General features: G+C 65.1%; 14 protein-coding genes. 1 reads left to right on the forward strand and 13 read right to left on the reverse strand.

Translation table 11 applies throughout. The annotated features are described in order from the left end of the window. Positions 1–27: 27 nt before the first annotated feature. From AAHK21_RS12740 to AAHK21_RS12765, 6 genes are all read right to left on the reverse strand, one after another. The gene (locus tag AAHK21_RS12740) at positions 28–1,446 is read right to left on the reverse strand and encodes an efflux transporter outer membrane subunit (protein WP_367857426.1); all 1,419 of its coding nucleotides are present in this window, start codon (positions 1,444–1,446) and stop codon (positions 28–30) included. Next, positions 1,443–2,318, reverse strand: coding sequence for an efflux RND transporter periplasmic adaptor subunit (locus AAHK21_RS12745; protein WP_367857427.1), 876 nt, complete (start codon positions 2,316–2,318; stop codon positions 1,443–1,445). Before AAHK21_RS12745 ends, AAHK21_RS12740 begins: the two co-directional genes overlap by 4 nt. Beyond that, positions 2,315–2,527 (reverse strand): DUF1656 domain-containing protein, encoded by a 213-nt coding sequence (locus AAHK21_RS12750; RefSeq protein ID WP_011531590.1) that lies wholly within the window; start codon positions 2,525–2,527, stop codon positions 2,315–2,317. The genes AAHK21_RS12745 and AAHK21_RS12750 overlap by 4 nt, the downstream gene beginning before the upstream one ends. Further along, the gene (locus tag AAHK21_RS12755; RefSeq protein WP_367857428.1) at positions 2,524–4,611 is read right to left on the reverse strand and encodes an FUSC family protein; all 2,088 of its coding nucleotides are present in this window, start codon (positions 4,609–4,611) and stop codon (positions 2,524–2,526) included. The genes AAHK21_RS12750 and AAHK21_RS12755 overlap by 4 nt, the downstream gene beginning before the upstream one ends. After that, the gene (locus AAHK21_RS12760; protein ID WP_023630816.1) at positions 4,608–5,045 is read right to left on the reverse strand and encodes a MarR family winged helix-turn-helix transcriptional regulator; all 438 of its coding nucleotides are present in this window, start codon (positions 5,043–5,045) and stop codon (positions 4,608–4,610) included. Before AAHK21_RS12760 ends, AAHK21_RS12755 begins: the two co-directional genes overlap by 4 nt. Before the next feature lie 127 nt (positions 5,046–5,172). Continuing rightward, positions 5,173–5,985, reverse strand: coding sequence for a tetratricopeptide repeat protein (locus tag AAHK21_RS12765; RefSeq protein WP_367857429.1), 813 nt, complete (start codon positions 5,983–5,985; stop codon positions 5,173–5,175). 206 nt (positions 5,986–6,191) lie between these two features. On the opposite strand from AAHK21_RS12765, the gene AAHK21_RS12770 reads away from it, so the two are divergent. Then, positions 6,192–6,749, forward strand: a complete 558-nt coding sequence (locus AAHK21_RS12770; RefSeq protein WP_367857430.1) for a WYL domain-containing protein — start codon at positions 6,192–6,194, stop codon at positions 6,747–6,749. A gap of 30 nt (positions 6,750–6,779) precedes the next feature. Here AAHK21_RS12770 and AAHK21_RS12775 read toward each other — a convergent pair whose 3' ends face one another. The 7 genes from AAHK21_RS12775 to AAHK21_RS12805 form a co-directional block, all read right to left on the reverse strand. Continuing rightward, positions 6,780–7,643, reverse strand: a complete 864-nt coding sequence (locus tag AAHK21_RS12775) for an ABC transporter permease (protein WP_367857431.1) — start codon at positions 7,641–7,643, stop codon at positions 6,780–6,782. 13 nt (positions 7,644–7,656) lie between these two features. Continuing rightward, entirely contained in the window at positions 7,657–8,520 is an 864-nt protein-coding gene (locus AAHK21_RS12780; RefSeq protein WP_367857432.1) for an ABC transporter ATP-binding protein, read from the reverse strand. A 6-nt stretch (positions 8,521–8,526) separates the two neighbouring features. Next, positions 8,527–9,546: an ABC transporter substrate-binding protein gene (locus AAHK21_RS12785; RefSeq protein ID WP_367857433.1), complete on the reverse strand. Its 1,020-nt coding sequence runs from the start codon at positions 9,544–9,546 to the stop codon at positions 8,527–8,529. A gap of 18 nt (positions 9,547–9,564) precedes the next feature. After that, positions 9,565–10,464, reverse strand: coding sequence for a TauD/TfdA dioxygenase family protein (locus AAHK21_RS12790; protein WP_367857434.1), 900 nt, complete (start codon positions 10,462–10,464; stop codon positions 9,565–9,567). A 243-nt stretch (positions 10,465–10,707) separates the two neighbouring features. Beyond that, positions 10,708–12,084 carry an HlyD family type I secretion periplasmic adaptor subunit gene (locus tag AAHK21_RS12795; RefSeq protein ID WP_367857435.1) on the reverse strand — a complete coding sequence of 459 codons (1,377 nt, stop codon included), beginning with the start codon at positions 12,082–12,084 and terminating at the stop codon, positions 10,708–10,710. After that, complete coding sequence (locus AAHK21_RS12800) at positions 12,074–14,230, reverse strand: type I secretion system permease/ATPase (protein ID WP_046857557.1); 2,157 nt, start codon at positions 14,228–14,230, stop codon at positions 12,074–12,076. The genes AAHK21_RS12795 and AAHK21_RS12800 overlap by 11 nt, the downstream gene beginning before the upstream one ends. 44 nt (positions 14,231–14,274) lie before the next feature. Beyond that, the gene (locus AAHK21_RS12805; RefSeq protein ID WP_038707140.1) at positions 14,275–15,612 is read right to left on the reverse strand and encodes a TolC family outer membrane protein; all 1,338 of its coding nucleotides are present in this window, start codon (positions 15,610–15,612) and stop codon (positions 14,275–14,277) included. Positions 15,613–15,879 lie beyond the last annotated feature (267 nt).

The following is a 15,879-nucleotide window of genomic DNA, read 5'->3' on the forward strand; positions in this document are numbered from 1 at the left end:
AAGGGCCGCACAGCGGCCCCAGGGATTTCAGGGCCTGGCGCTATTCTTCCAGCCGCCACCCAATGCCAGGAACACCCCGATCTGCCCCATCGCCACCTGGCTGTTGGCTGCCGCCAGCTGTGCCCGTACGTCGGTGTAGGTCCGCGTCGCCTGCAGGTCCGCCAGGAACGACTCACGCCCTACCTGATAGCGCATGTGGGTCTGGTCCGCCGACTCCTTGGCGGAGCGCTCCGCCTCGGCCAACGCATCACGCCGGTCGAGCAATGCGCTGTATTGCGCCAGGCGGGTCTGGGTTTCGCGAATGGCATTCAGTACTACCCCATCGAAATGCGCCAGCGCCGCCTGGGTCGAGGCCTCGGCCATGCGGATGCGCGCGCGGGTGCCGTTGGTGGGAATGGTCCAACTGACCTGCGGACCGAAGCCCCAGCGGTTGGTGGCCGGCTCACCGAGGTTGTCGAGGATGCCGATGGTGCCCACCTGGGCGCCGATGCTGATATCCGGGTACAGCGCGCCGGTTGCCACACCGATGGTGGCAGTGGCTGCGGCCAACTGGCGCTCGGCCTGGCGCACATCCGGGCGGCGCTTGAGCAGAGCCGCACCATCGCCGACCGGGACCAGTTGCGACAGCTGAGGCAGCTCGGCGCAATCGGCGGTGCCGGCAGGCAACTGCTCGACAGGCTTGGCCAGCAACGCGGCCAGCGTGTAGAGGCCCGCCTCGCGCTCGGCCTTGAAGCGCGGCAGCTCGGCGCGCAAGGACTTGAACTGGGTCTGCGACCGGGTGACCTGGCTCTCGTCGCCACGCCCGGCGTCGCGCAAACGCTGGGTCAGTTGCACGCTCTGCTGTTGCAGGCCAAGCGACTCGCGGGCGATGTGGTACTCCTCGTTGGCCGAGCACACCTGGGTGTAGGCCTTGACCACATCGGCCACCAGGGTGATGCGCGCGGTGTCGGCGGCGGCCTGCACGGCATCGGCATTGGCCTTGGCAGCCTCGGTGCCGCGCTTGAAGGTGCCCCACAGGTCGAACTGGTAGCTGGCGCTGATGATCGCCTCGCCAATGTTGGCCACCGGCACTTTCTCCGGCAGCAGGAACGCTTCGCCGGACTCCTGCAGGCGCTGGGCACCCAGCTTGACGCCACCATTGAAGCCACCCTGCGACTCGGCCACCTCCACCTGGGCGCGGGCCTTGGCGATGTTGGCGGCAGCCACGCGCAGCTCGGTGTTGGCGCCGAGCGCATCGCGCACCAGCTGGTTGAGCCGCTGATCCTGATACAGCTGCCACCAGTCCTCGGGCACCGGCGCCGAGACCACGCTGTCGGCGTCCTGGCGCAGCGGGCCGTTGAGGTCGCCGCGCTGCACGGCGGCCTCCTTGGGCAGCTCGTAGTCCGGGCCGACCATCATGCAGGCGCCTAGGGACAGGCACAGCCCCACCAGGATCAGCTGTTTCATGGGCGTTGGTCCTCGACGATCGACACCGTGGCGGTGCGCCCGGCGATCATGCGAAAGTCCGCCGGCACTTCGTCGAAGGTGATGCGTACCGGGATCCGCTGGGCCAGGCGCACCCAACTGAACGCCGGGTTGACGTTGGGCAGCAGGTTGGCGCCGCTGCTGCGGTCGCGGTCCTCGATACCGGCGGAGAGGCTCTGCACTCGGCCGCGCAGGCGGGTAGGGTCGCCCATCACGCGGATATCCACGGCGTCGCCGATATGGATCCCACCCAGCTTGGTTTCCTCGAAGTAGCCATCGACGTGGTACGAGGTGCTGTCGACCACCGACAACACCGGGCGCCCGGCGCTGACGAACTCATGAGCGCGCGGGGCGCGGTCGTTGAGGTAGCCATCCACCGGGCTGCGCACCACCGAGCGGTCGAGGTTGAGCTGGGCGACATCCACCTGCACCTGGGCCTCACTCACCGCCGAGCGGGCGCGGGCCTCGCGGGACTGGCTCTCTTCCAACTGCTCGGCCGCCACCAGGTTGCCCAGCTTGCGGTTGCGCTGGGCCTCGCGGGAGGCCTGGGCCAGGGTTTCCTGGCGTTCGGCCAGGGTTGCCTTGGCCTGGCGCAGGGCCAGGGTGAAACGGTCCTGGTCGATGGTGAACAGCACGTCACCGCGTTTGATGGTCTGGTTGTCGCGCACCTCGACCTGCTGGATCAGCCCGGAGACATCCGGGGCGATCTGGATCACGTCAGCGCGGATATGACCGTCGCGGGTCCAGGGGGCGAACATGTAGTACACCACCATCTGCCACACGAGCACGGCGGCGAAGGTCACTACCAGCAAGGTCAGGACCACGCGGCCCAAGGTCAGCAAAGGTTTTTTCATGGCAGCATCAGGCTTCGGCAAAAGTGGTCCACCGCGCCAAGCAGCACGGCATACAGGGCAACGTTGAACAGCGCCCGGTGCCAGACCAGGCGGTAGAAATGCAGGCGCACCAGCACTGCGTGCACGCCCAGGTACAACAGGTAGGTGCCAAACATCATCACCAGCAGCGTGGGCAGGAACACCCCGCTGATATCCAGCTCACCGATCACAGGGGTGCTCCGTCGAGGCCCGGGGGCAGTTGCGTTTGTTCGGCGGGCTCGAGCATCACCTCGACACCTGGCAGCAGCGCCAGGCGCAAACCGGCCAGGGCGTGCAGCAGGTGGGTGCGGGCATCGCCGCGCTCGTAAAGCTCATCGAGGTTCAGCGCAAGGCGCGCGCGCTCCATGTTGCGCAGCAGTGCCGCCGGGGCATGCAGGCGCTCGCCGGCGCGAAGGCAGGCGGCGTAGTGCGCGCCGACTTCCTCGATCACCGTCTGCAAGCGCTCGCGAGCCTGGGCACCGGCGCGCGGCATGTACGCCAGCAGGTCGAGCAGGTTCAGGCCCACGCGCAGGTCGCGCAGGGCCACGCCGCTGTCCTGGCCGGTCTGCGACAGGCGAGGCAGGTGCTGCATCAGGCGGTCGAGCATCTGCACGCCGACCTGGCGGTGCTCGGCCAGGGTGGCCGGCGCGGTCATCTCGACGATGTCGCGCCAGGCGAAGCGGGTCATGCGCTTGGCCGCGAGCTCCACGCCGAACGGGCGTACCACCAGGGTCCAGATGAAGGCGAACAGCAGCCCCACGGGGCCGGCCAGGTTGGAATTGAGGAAAGTGAAGAAGTCGGCGTCGTAGGTGCCCTGGATGCTGATGAAGGTCGAGGTGTTGACGATGGTCAGCAAGGTGCCGAGATAGAAGCGCGGCTGCACGGTCAGGGTGCCGACGCAGATGAACGGCACGGCGAAGGCCAGCACCAGCATGGCGAAGTCGTGCAGGTTGGGCAGCACCAGGAACAGGTACAGGCTGGAGAAGATCACCGACATCAGCGTCCAGAAGAAGAACCGGTAGATCTGCGGCGCCGGGTCGTCCATGGCGGCGAAGAAACTGCACGACACGGCGGCGAGGATCACCGCGCTGGCGCCGTCGTTCCAGCCCAGGCCGATCCACAGGCCGCAGGCGACGACGATGGCAGTGACCGTGGAAAACACCGAGTAGAGCATCAGCCCGCGGTCGAAGAAGGGTGTCAGCCGGCCCAGGCGCCAGTGACGATAGACCGCGCGCCAGGGCGTGGCGTCGTCCCTGCGCAGGGCGTGCTGCAGGCTGCAGCAGTCCTGCCACAGGTCGGCCCATTCGGTCAGGCGATAGAGGGCGTTGGACAGCAGCAACTCGGCGCGCTGGTCGAGGGCGGCGGCGCCCGGCTGCAAGCGGTCGATCTGCTCGTGCAGGGCGGTCCAGCGTGCCACCGAGGCGCTGTCGGCGGTACCTTCGAGCCATTCACGGGCGCTGTCCAGCACCGGTTGCAGCAAGGCGAACTGCGCCGGGGCACGACCCTCTAGGGCGATCAGGGCATCGTCGAGCGCGTCGATCACCGGCAGCAGATGGATCATCCGCCCGCGCAATTCGCGGGCGTTCTTCAAGGTATGCGGGCCAGCGCCTTCATGGCCGAGCTGGCCGATCATCAGCTCCAGCGAGTTGAAGGTGGCGACCATCGCGCCACGCATGCCGCCGACCTTGTCGGCGCCGGCTTCGCGGGCCAGGTAGGTGTCGCAGTAGCGGATCGCCTCGCCGAACCAGCTGCCGGTGGCGCCGACCACCACGGGCGCCAGCCGGCGCGGCCAGAACACCGCGCCAACCACCGCCGCACAGACGATCCCCAGGCAGATTTCCTGGGCCCGGGACGAGGCCACGTCGAACACTGCCAGCGGGTTGTCGACCACCGCCAAGGCGATCATCGGCAGGGTGTAGCCGGCCAGCATCAGCACGTAGTTGTTGGCCGTGCGCAGGTTCAGCGAGAGGAACAGCAACGTGCCGGTCCACAGGGCGATGGCGATGCTCAGCAGCAGCGGCGATTGCACCAGCGGCGGCACCAGCAATATCGCCCCGCCAGCGCCCAGCAGGGTGCCCAGGGCGCGGTACAGCGCCTTGGAGGTGGTCGGGCCGAGGAATGGACTGGAGACGATATAGACCGTGGCCATGGCCCAGTACGGGCGTGGCAGCTGCATCAGCAGGGCGATATACAGGGCAATCATCGACGCGGCGAAGGTGCGCACGCCGTAGAACCAGTCGCGGGCCGGCGGGACCGAGCTGAAGAAGCCACTCATGGCTGCAGGCCTGCCTGTTCGAAGGCGTGGATGACCCGCAAGGTGGCCTCCAGGTCGGCCTGGTCGATGCCTCCAAGCACCTCACGACGCAGGCGTACCAGCTCGCCTTCGATGGACTCGGCCAGGGCGCGGCCCTCGACGGTCAGGCTCAGCGCCTTGGCACGCCGGTCCAGCGGGTCCTCGCTGCGGCATACCAGGCCAGCCTTGCACAGTTGGTCGAGCAGGCGCACCAGCGACGGGCTTTCCAACCCGGCCGCCTGGGCCACTGCCACCTGGTGCACGCCATCGCCCAGGCGCACGATCATCAGCAAGGGGACGGCGCAGGCTTCGGAAATGCCGTAGCCGGTCAGGGCGCCCTGGCACAGGCGGCGCCAGTGCCGGGCAGCCACAACCATGCCGCTGCTGATTTTCAGGTGCAGTGCGTCGAGGGACATGTGAGAACCGAGGATATTCATAGTTTGCTAACTATCAATATACGCCCTGCCCTCCCCCTGTCGTCAACCGCAGGTGACGGAGGGAAAAGATGAAAGGTTGTTCATGATCCCGGCAGGCGCGCTGCGCTCAAGGCTGGATCTGGTCTTCCAGCTTCATGGTCAGTGCCAGCGTGCTGCCCAGCTGAATTGCCTGGTCGCGCCAGTCCAGGTAGCGCGCCGCGTCGCGGCTGCTGAAATGCACAGCAAGCTCCTCGGCGGCCTGCATCACCCCGGTTGCCGCCGCCAACTCCAGCCAGTACAGACCGGCCTTGATATCGGCCTCGACGTACAGGCCGTGCAGCAATCGGTACCCCACCTCGAAGCGGCAGCGCTTCTCGCCACGCTCGGCGCCACGCAGAAACCATTGGTAAGCCTCGAGCGGATCGACCTGCCATACCTGGTCACCCTCGCACACCTCTTCCTCATACAGATCGCCCAGCGCCGCGGCGGCATGCACCATGCCCCGCTCGAAAGCATGGCGGTAGTATTCGGCCGCATTGACGTACGAAACATCGACGCCCTTGCCGAAGTAGTGCTGCTGGCCGAGGTTGAACCAGGCGGCAGCGTTGCCCTGCAACGCCGCCATGCGCAACAGGTGCCCCGCCAGCACCGTGTCGCCGCGCCAGTATTTGCCATTGAGCCAGATCCAGCCCAGGTCGTTGAGCGCCGCGACATTGCCCAGCAGGGCCTGGCGGCAGAGGTCGTGGTAGACCGCCTGCAGGTCGACTGCCTCGTCCAGGCGGTCGATCAGGCCAAAGCGCTCGCCGCTCAGGGCCTGTTGGGCAGGCATGCCGACCCCGGCGAACAGCCGGTGGCGCTGTCCGGGGCGGGCCGGCGCCGGGACGATCCGCTCGGGTAGAAGCCGGGCAAGCAGCGAATGGATATTGCTGGCGGCAGACATGTTCATCCTCATTGAACGACCCACAGCTCCAACCTCCACTGTGGTGAGGCGTGATTCTGCGCGATGCCACGACAAAACCTGTCGCGAACGAATTGATCCCAGGCAACCAATTGCATCTTCCTTGATCTGAGCAGGCTGTGGCCAATTGCCATGCCCTGCCCGTGCCGCCATCCTATGCCGGCAAGCCTAGACAAGGACGTTTCCTTTTGCCGTTCGCCACCACCCGCGCCACCCTCAGCCGCCAATGGGCATTGCTGCGCCAGTTGCCCAGCCGCTCCCCCGGGATCACCAGTGCCGAACTGGTGTGGCGCCTGCGTGACGTGGGCTTCAACGTCAGCAAGCGCACGGTCGAGCGCGACCTCAATGAGCTGTCGCTGATCTTTCCACTGGAGCGCAACGACAAGAGCATCCCGTTCGGCTGGCACTGGTCGGCCAACGCCGGTGGCGAGTTGCGCGGAAACTTCGACCTGCAGGGGTATCTGCGCGGCGATACGTTGCAGCCTGGCCAAGGGGAAGGCATCGAACTGCAGGCATGGATCAGCGACTTGCTGGCCCGCCGTCTGCGCGAAACGCCGCTGACCGCGGACATGCAGTTGACCGCGCTGGATCAGGGGCACCGATTGCGGGCAACCGTGGCGGATGGCTGGCCCTTGCGCTGGTGGTTGCTGAGCCATGGGGATGGGCTGGTGGTGGAAGCGCCGCAGGCATTGCGCGAGGAGATTGCGCGGACATTGGCCAGCGCAGCGGCGCAATACCTGGAATAACTGGCTTGCCCCGCGATCGGGCGCGGATATCTAGCGCTGCATCCCCCAGCGCCGCACGGTCAGCCGTTCGAGGGTGTTGAACACCAGCCCCTCCACCAACAGGCCGATCAGGATCACCACTGCCAGCCCGGCGAACACCTTGTCGGTATACAGCTCGTTGCGGTTCTGGAAGATGTACCAGCCAAGCCCGCCCTTGCCGCTGCTGGCGCCGAACACCAGCTCGGCGGCGATCAATGTGCGCCAGGCGAAGGCCCAGCCGATCTTCAACCCCGACAGGATCGACGGCAGCGCCGCCGGCACCAGGATGTGCAGCACCAGGCGCAGGCCTCGCAGCCCATAGTTGCGCCCGGCCATGCGCAGGGTCTCCGACACGCCGAGAAAGCCTGCGTAGGTGTTCAGCGCCAAGGCCCACAGCACCGAATGCACAAGCACGAAGATCAGGCTGTTGTCGCCCAGGCCGAACCAGAGCAAGGCCAGCGGCAGCAGGGCTATGGCCGGCAGCGGGTTGAACATCGAGGTCAGCGTGCCCAGCAGGTCGCGCCCCAGCTGCGTCGAGACAGCCAGGCTGGTCAGGCCGAATGCCAGGACGATGCCCAGCACATAGCCCTTGAGCAGCACCACCAGCGAAACGCCGACCTTGGCCGGCAGCTCGCCGCTGAGCAGCCCGTCCCACAATGCGCTGGAGGTCTGCAGGAAGCCCGGCAGCAGCAGGTCGTTACCGGTATAGCGAGCCACCGCCTCCCAGGCCACCGCGAGCAGCACCAGGATCACGGCCTTGCGCAGCCAGCCCTGTTGCCACAAGCGTTGCACCAGCGGCAACTCGCGCTCCAGCGGCACACCCGGCAGGGGTTGCAGCTGCACTTCGTATTCCTGGCGTACAGGTGTCGTGGTCATGTCCTGGCTCCTGTCAGTAGGCAATACGGATATCGTTGAAGCCCAGATCACCCGTGCTTTCCGGGGCGTCGGCCTGGTCGAACAGCAACCGGTGGATGCGCCGGGCGCTGGCCTGGAAGTCGCTGGCGCCAAGGCTGCCCAGATCGTACTGATGGCTGTGCACCTCGGCCCGCACCCGCCCGGGATGCGGCGACAGCAGCAGGATGCGGTTGCCCACCACCAGCGCCTCCTCGATGGAGTGGGTGACGAACAACAGGGTGAAGCGCACCTCTTCCCACAACAGCAGCAGCTCTTCCTGCATCTTGCGCCGGGTGAGCGCATCGAGCGCGGCGAACGGCTCGTCCATCAGCAGGATCTTCGGTTGCGTGGCCAGTGCCCGGGCGATCGCAACACGGGCTTTCATGCCGCCGGACAAGGTATGTGGGTATGCGTCGGCGAAGGCGGCCAGGCCGACCTTCTCCAGGTAATGCAGCGCCCGCTCTTCAGCCTCGACGCGCTTGAGCTGGCCGGACACCAGCAACGGGAACATCACGTTCTGCTTCACCGTCTTCCACGGCGGCAGCTGGTCGAATTCCTGGAACACCACGATCCGGTCAGGCCCGGGGCCGCGCACCGGCTGGCCCTGCAGCAGGATCCGCCCTTCCCGGGGTTCGATGAAGCCAGCCACGGCCTTGAGCAAGGTGGACTTGCCGCAGCCGGACGGGCCGAGCAGAACGAAGCGGTCGGCGCGATCCACCTCGAAGCTGACCTGGTGGGTGGCCCGCACCACGCGCTGGGCGGTGCGGTACTCGAGGCTCAGGTTGTCCACCGTCAGCAGCGGTGGCGTGGCGACACGGCTCAGGGTGCTGGCCGTGTGGCCTGGCAATGGGGCGGTCATCGGCGCTCAGCTCCCCTGCAACGGGCGTTCATCCTGGAAGAAGTAGTCCTTCCACGATTCGGGCTTGTGCTTGATCGCGCCGACCCGGTAGAGGAACTCGGCCAGCTTGTAGGTGTTCTTCGGCGTGACAGTGAATTCGTACTGCGGATTGTCGATCAGCTTGATCAGCGCCTCGCGGTCGATCTTGGCCTTGGTCACGCGGATGTAGGTATCGGCCGCGGCGGCCTTGTCTTTCTGGGCGAAGTCGGCGGCTTCGGCGAGGGCATCAACGAAGGCCTTGTAGGTCTTGGGATTGTCCTTGCGGAATTTCTCGGTGGCGAACAGCAGGGTCGGTGAGTTGGGGCCGAGCAAGTCGTAGCTGTTGAGCACCACGTGCACGTTCTTGTTGGCCAGTACCTGGTCCTGGAACGGCGGGTTGGAGAAGTGCCCGTTAAGCTCGGTGCCGCCGGCCAGCAAGGCCGCAGTGGCGTCCGGGTGCGGCACGGCCAGGGTGTATTTGTCGAGGCGGTTGTATTCCTTGTCGCCCCACTGCCGTGCGGCGGCGTACTGCAGGAAGCGCGACTGCACCGAAACACTCACCGCCGGGACGGCGATACGGTCCTTGTCGGAGATATCGGCGATGGTCTTCACATTGGGGTTGCTGCTGACCAGGTAGTACGGGAAGTTGCCCAGTGAGGCCACAGCCTTGACGTTCTGGCGGCCCTTGGTGCGATCCCACACGGTGAGCAGCGGCCCGACGCCGGCACCGGCGATGTCCACCGAACCGGACAGCAACGCGTCGTTGATCGCCGCGCCGCCGGACAACTGGGCCCAGTCGACCTTGATCTCGAGGCCCTGCTCCTTGCCGTGCTTCTCGATCAGTTGCTGGTCACGGACCACGTTGAGCAGCAGATAGACGATGCCGAACTGCTCGGCGATGCGGATCTGCCCTTCGGCGTGGGCCACGGTGGGCGCCGCCAGACTGCCTAAGCCCAAGCTAATGCCCAGGCCGATACTTGCCGCCAGGCGGCTGATGGATTTGCGCATGGTGTATTTCCTCAGTCGTCAGAACGGGGCATCGCCCTGGATAGTGGTGCGGTACAGCTTGCGGCGCAGGTGCGCGGGGCAACCGGCGGCCAGGTGGATCAGCGAGCGGTTGTCCCAGAACACCAGGTCATGGGGCTGCCATTGATGGCGGTAGATGTTCTGCTCCAGCACGCTCAAGGCGTACAGCTGTTGCAGCACGTCGCGGCTTTCGTCATCCGGCAGGCCGACGATGCGGGTGGTGAAGCCTTCGCTGACGAACAGCGCCTTGCGGCCGTTTTCCGGATGAGTACGCACCACCGGGTGGATGACCTCCTGGACCTGGGCCAGTTGCTCGGCGCTCAGCGTCGGGCGCCAGTTGCCTTCGAACTTGGTCTCGGCGTAGCGGGCGGTATAGGAATGGGCGGCACTGCGGCCCTCGACGATCCGGCGCAGGGCCTCGGGCACCGCGTCCCAGGCCTTGTGCATGTCGGCGAACAAGGTGTCGCCGCCTTCGCTGGGCAGCTCCTGGGCATGCAGCATCGAGCCCAGGCTCGGCAGCTCCTTGTACGACAGGTCCGAGTGCCAGAACTTGCCGGCGTCGCCCAGGCCGACGTTACGGCCGTCCTCGACGATGTTGGACACGATCAGTATCTCGGGATGGCCGGCGAGCAGGAACTGCTTGAGCACATGGATCTGCAGCTCGCCGAACCGGCGGCTGAAGGCGATCTGCTGTTCGGGGGTGATGCGCTGGTCGCGAAACACCAGGACATGATGGTCCACGTGGGCGCGGTGAATGCGGGTGAAATCCTCGGCATTGACCGGACGGGTCAGGTCGAGGCCGATGATCTCGGCACCGACGGCGCCGGGGAACGGGCGGATGTCGAAGGTTTGCGGTTGGGCGCTGTCGATGGTCGACAAGGCGTTCGAGGCGGCTGGCATTGTTCACTCCCACGCAGTGCGCGACTTCAGGGCGCGCAACGATCGGAAACGCACGGGGATTGCCCGTGTGGGTTCGAGTCGTGCGGCGCGCCGATTGGTCAGCGGGTACGCAGTGGGGTGACTATAAAGTCATAAGAACAGTATTTTAAATACCTTTATCGCATATTCATATGAATATGCTCCGCCCTGTGCAAGCAGCAAAAGGCAAAGCGTGGGAGCGGGCTTCCCCGCTCCCACGAGCGATCAACGCTCGCGCAAGGCTTCCGAACGGGCCTTGATGATCGGCTTGAGCAGGTAGCTCATGATGGTCTTCTTGCCGGTCATGATATCCACCGTGGCCACCATCCCCGGGATGATCAGCAGCGGCTTCTCGTCGCTGCCCAGATGGCTTTTATCAGTACGCAGTTTGATCAGGTAATAGGTGGTCTTCTTGTCTTCGTCGGTGATGGTGTCGGCACCGATCTGCTCGAGCTTGGCCTTCATCCCGCCATAGATGGTGTAGTCATAGGCGGTGAACTTGACCATGGCTTCCTGGCCCGGGTGCAGGAAGGCGATGTCCTTGGGCAGGATCTTCGCCTCGACCACCAGGGTGTCGTCCAGCGGCACGATCTCGATGATGTCGCTGCCCGGCTGGATCACGCCGCCGATGGTGTTGACCAGCAGCTGCTTGACGATACCGCGCACCGGCGAGATGACCATGGTGCGGTGCACGCGGTCGTCCAGCGCCTTGCTGGTGGCAGTGGCCTTGTTCAGCTCGGTGCGGGCCTCGTTGAGCTGGGTCAGCGCCTCGCTGCGGAACTTGCCGCGGGTCTCCTCGATCTTGCTCTCGACCTCCTTGATCGCCGCCTCGGCCCGCGGAATGGCCAGGGTGGTGGAGTCCATCTGGCCACGGTTCTCGACCTCGGCGCGGCGCAAGCGCAGCACCTCGACCTGGGAGATCGCGCCCTGGGCTACCAGTGGCTCGGACATCGAGATTTCCTGGCGCAACAGCTGCAGGCTGTTGGCGTACTGGGCGCGCTTGGAGTTGAACTCGCGCAGCTCCTGTTGCTTCTGCACCAGTTGCTGTTGCAGGCCGCCAATTTCGTCCTGCAACTGCTGACGCCGGCTCAGGTACAGCGACTGTTCGTTGGCCGCCTGGCTTGGCGCGGCCTTGCGCAGCTCCTCGTCGATCTGCAACGGCTTGTCCTCGACCTCGGCGTTCAGACGCTGCACCCGCAGGGCCATGGCCAGGCGCGAGGCCTCGGTCTCGTCGACGTTGGAGGCGAAGCGGGTCTCATCCAAGCGTAGCAGTGGCTGGCCGACTTCGACGATCTCCCCCTCCTTGGCGAAGATCTCGGCGACGATGCCGCCCTCGAGGTTCTGGATCTTCTGCACCTTGGACGACGGGATGGCCTTGCCCTCGCCGCGCGTCACCTCGTCGATGGGCGCGACGCTGGCCCAGATAATGAGGAACAGGAAGAACGCGATCACGCCCCAGATGGTCAGGCGCACCACTCGCGGCGCGTCCTCGATCAGCGCCTTGTTGACCTCGGGCAGCGGCTGCCCGGCCAGCGACTCGGAGCCCTTGAAGTAGCGGCGCAGGTTGTCCTTGAAACGCCCGATATCCAGCTTATGCAACACTGATCTGCCCCTTCTTCAGCGCATCCATGACGGCGGCTTTCGGGCCATCCGCGACGATCTGTCCACGATCGATGACGATCAACCGGTCCACCAGCGACAGCAGCGACGCCCGGTGGGTGACCAGCAGCACGGTCTTGTTTTCGATGACTGCGGCCAGGCGCTGCTTGAGGCGCTCCTCGCCAGTGTTGTCCATGGCGCTGGTGGGCTCGTCGAGCAGCAGGATCTGCGGGTTGAGCAGCAGCGCCCGACCCAGGGCGACGTTCTGCCGCTGGCCACCGGAGAGATTCTGCCCACGCTCGCCGACCTGCAGCTCATAGCCGTCGGGGTGCAGGCGGGCGAACTCGTGCACGCCCGCCAACTCGGCGGCTTGCAGGATCAGCTCGTCCTCGATGTAGCGTGCGCCACTGACCAGGTTGTCGCGCAGGGTACCGGCCAGCAGCTGGATATCCTGGGGCACGTAGCCGATGTTGTGGCGCAGTTCGCTGACGTCGATCTGGCGGATGTCCACGCCATCGACCAACAGCGAGCCGTTGTCCGGCTCGTACAGGCCGACGATCAGCTTGGCCAGCGAGCTCTTGCCCGAGCCGCTGCGGCCGATGATGCCGACCTTCTCGCCTGGGCGGATGTTCAGATTGATGCCCTTGAGCGCCTGGTTCTGCTGGTTCGGGTAGGTGAACTCGACGCCGCGGAACTCGATGGCGCCCTGCAGCACCTGGCGGCTCAGCGGGCGCTCTTCGAAGTTGCGCTCCTGGGGCAGTTCCATCATCTGGTCGGTGGCGACCATGGTCACCTTGGCTTGCTGGTAGCGGGCCAGCAGGCCGTTCAGCGAGCCCAGCGGGCCAAGGGCGCGACCGCTGAGCATGTAGCAGGCCACCAGGCCGCCCATGCTGAGGTTGCCGTCGATGATCAGGTACACGCCCACGCAGATCATCGCCACACCGGCCAATTGCTGGATCAGCAAGGTGATGTTCATGGCCAGGCCCGAAAGCACCTTGACCCGCAACTCGAGGCGGCTGAGGGTGCCGAGGGTCTGCTCCCACATGTACTGGCGCTCGCTCTCGGCGTTGTTGACCTTGATCCCGTCCAAGCCGGCCAGGGTCTCGATCAGGCTCGACTGGCGCTCTGAGGCCAGCGCCATGGTGCGCTCCATGGTCGCCATCAGCGGCTTCTGCAAGGCGTAGCCGATGCCCAGGGCCAAGGGGAAGGCCAGGACCGGGATCCACACCAGGTGCCCGCCGATGATGGCGATGACCATCAGGATCAGCAGGGTGAACGGCAGGTCGATCAGGCTGGTCAGCGTCAGCGAGGCGAGGAAGTCGCGCAGGCCCTGGAACTCGTGAATGTTCTGGGCGAAGCTGCCGACCCGTGCCGGGCGATACTTCATGGCCATGCCGACGATGCGCTCGAACAGCGTCGCCGAGATGATCAGGTCGGTCTTCTTGCCGGCCAGGTCCAGGCAGAGGCTGCGCAGCCCCTTCAGAATCAGGTCGAAGACATAGGCCCCGGCGATACCCACCGCCAGTACCCACAGGGTCGAGGTGGCCTGGTTGGGCACCACCCGGTCGTACACGTTCATCACGAACAGCGGCGCGGCCAGGGCGATCAGGTTGATCACCAGGCTTGCGGCGATGGCATCGATGTACAGCCATTTGCTGCGCAGCAGCGTATCGCGGAACCAGGAACGCGCGCGTGGGATCAGGTTGCCGTGGTTGACGTCGAACTTGTGCTGCGGCTGGGCGAAGAACACCTTGCCGCTGTAGTCGCCCAGCAACGCCTCACGGGTGACATGCACTTCGCCGCCATCGCTCTCGCTGAGCAGCAGCCGCGCGGTGTCTTCATTTTCCCAGCCCAGCAGCACCGCGCAGCGGCCTTCCTTGAGCAGCAGCATCGCCGGCATGGCGATGCTGGGTATCTGCTCCAGCTTGCGCTGCAACAGGCGCCCCTGCAGCCCGGCCCGGGCGGCCGCACGCGGCAGCAGCTCGGCGGTCAGGCGTTGCGAGGGCAAGGGCAGCCCGGTGGTCAGCATGGCCCGGCTGGCGGGTTTCTGATGCAGGACACACAGGGTCAACAGACTGTCCAGCAGCGGGTCGTCATGCTGACTGCGTGGATCGTGGCTGAGTTGGACTCGACTGACTTCGGATTCCACGCGGCGCTCTCTTCATCCTTGCGGGGGTGGGTTCAAGGCGCCTTTCAGTTCATGCCTGGCAGGTTCACCTTGGGTTTCAGGTCGTTCTGCACAACGGTGGCCATCGGGGCTACGACACCCTGGCTCTTGAGCAGCTGACCAATGGTCGCCTTGATTCGGTACTGAGTAAACATTTGTATGTTCTTCACCTCTACCAGACGACGCTGGGCGGTGAAGGTTTCATTCTCGCTGTCGAGCAGGTCGAGCAGGGTTCGCTCGCCCAGGCCGAACTGCTGTTGGTAGGCGCTGCGCACCCGGTTGCTGTGATCGACGTACTGCTGGGCGATCGGCACCTGGGCGTTGGCGTTTTCCAGAGCATTCCATGCCAAGCCTAACTCCTCATTGAGCTGGCGCAAGGCGTTGTTGCGAATGTCCAGGGCCTGGTTGGCCAGGTACGACTTCGATTCCAGGTCGGCCTTGTTGCTGCCGCCGGCGTACAGGTTGAAGTTCATGCGCAGCATGGCCTGCCACTCGTTGTTGTGGCCGACCGCGCCGTCGAGGTTGTTGTCGGCCGTTCGTCCGAGTTCGGCATCGAAACGTGGATAGAACGTAGACTTTGCCGCTTCGTATTGCTTCTCGGCAGCCGCGATGTCCGACTCGGCCGAACGCAGGATCGGGCTTTCTTCGACCAACTGGTGGCGAGCTTCGTCGAGGGTGGCCGGCAGCAGGTCGACAAATGGCGCGGGCGTGCTTAACTCGTCGGGCATTTGCCCGACGACGCTCAGGTAGTTGGTGTTGGCATCGGCCAGGTTGGTCTGCTCGGTGATCAGGTTGTTGCGGGCCTGGGCCTGGCGCGCTTCGGCCTGGTCGAGGTCGGCCATGCGGCCTACGCCACGACTGGTGCGCAACTTGATCTGGTCGAGGATACGATCGTGGTTGCGCAGGTTTTCTTCGGCCAGGCGCACCATCTCACGGCGCGACAGCACGTCCAGGTAGACCTGGGCGACGGTCAGCGCGGTGCGCTCGGAGGTCCCCAGCAGGGAGTAGGCACGTGCGTTGACGGTGGCTTGTTGACGCCCGACCTCGCTGGAGGTGGCAAAACCGTCAAAGACCATTTGCCGCAGGCGGATCGCCGATTCGCCACGGTTGAGCGTCTCCCAGCGGTTGCGGGTGCTTGGGCTGTCGGTGCCCTCGCGGCCATAACCGGCCGTCACATCGACCCGCGGCAAATAGCCGCCCTGGGCTGCACGCAGTTGATAGTCCGCGGCCGTGCGCGCGTTCACGCCGGCCTGGATTTCCGGGTGTACCTCGAGGGCCTTCTGCATGGCTTCGGGCAAGGTTTGTGCTTGAACAAAAGAGGCGGCGAGAGCGAAAGGAAGAGCGGTGAACAGTGACGCACGCATTTTTACTGGTTCCCGAGAGAGCTGTTGTCCCAAATCACAGCCGAAGCCGTGCCTGCCTTGGAAAATGGCGAACCCTGATCTGTATGTAGGAAGCTTCCGAATAGGCAGTGCGATTAATACAAAAGAAAGGGGTTGGCTGGCCAAATATCAATGTGACATTACCTTGGCGATTGTTTAGGATGGCAGCCAGAAGGTCAATAGTTTGGCATAAACTTAATAGCCAGAAATTATAGACGTAAAATTGACGCAATTGTGCGTCAAAAACAT

This window comes from Pseudomonas sp. TE50-2 (assembly GCF_040813665.1).
GTDB lineage: Bacteria > Pseudomonadota > Gammaproteobacteria > Pseudomonadales > Pseudomonadaceae > Aquipseudomonas > Aquipseudomonas soli.

Coding starts and splice junctions, on each gene's coding strand:
- AAHK21_RS12745 (WP_367857427.1), bottom strand. CDS start 2,318: ATGAAAAAACCTTTGCTGACCTTGGGCCGCGTGGTCCTGACCTTGCTG.
- AAHK21_RS12775 (WP_367857431.1), bottom strand. CDS start 7,643: ATGACCACGACACCTGTACGCCAGGAATACGAAGTGCAGCTGCAACCC.
- AAHK21_RS12765 (WP_367857429.1), bottom strand. CDS start 5,985: ATGTCTGCCGCCAGCAATATCCATTCGCTGCTTGCCCGGCTTCTACCC.
- AAHK21_RS12790 (WP_367857434.1), bottom strand. CDS start 10,464: ATGCCAGCCGCCTCGAACGCCTTGTCGACCATCGACAGCGCCCAACCG.
- AAHK21_RS12785 (WP_367857433.1), bottom strand. CDS start 9,546: ATGCGCAAATCCATCAGCCGCCTGGCGGCAAGTATCGGCCTGGGCATT.
- AAHK21_RS12760 (WP_023630816.1), bottom strand. CDS start 5,045: ATGTCCCTCGACGCACTGCACCTGAAAATCAGCAGCGGCATGGTTGTG.
- AAHK21_RS12780 (WP_367857432.1), bottom strand. CDS start 8,520: ATGACCGCCCCATTGCCAGGCCACACGGCCAGCACCCTGAGCCGTGTC.
- AAHK21_RS12805 (WP_038707140.1), bottom strand. CDS start 15,612: ATGCGTGCGTCACTGTTCACCGCTCTTCCTTTCGCTCTCGCCGCCTCT.
- AAHK21_RS12755 (WP_367857428.1), bottom strand. CDS start 4,611: ATGAGTGGCTTCTTCAGCTCGGTCCCGCCGGCCCGCGACTGGTTCTAC.
- AAHK21_RS12740 (WP_367857426.1), bottom strand. CDS start 1,446: ATGAAACAGCTGATCCTGGTGGGGCTGTGCCTGTCCCTAGGCGCCTGC.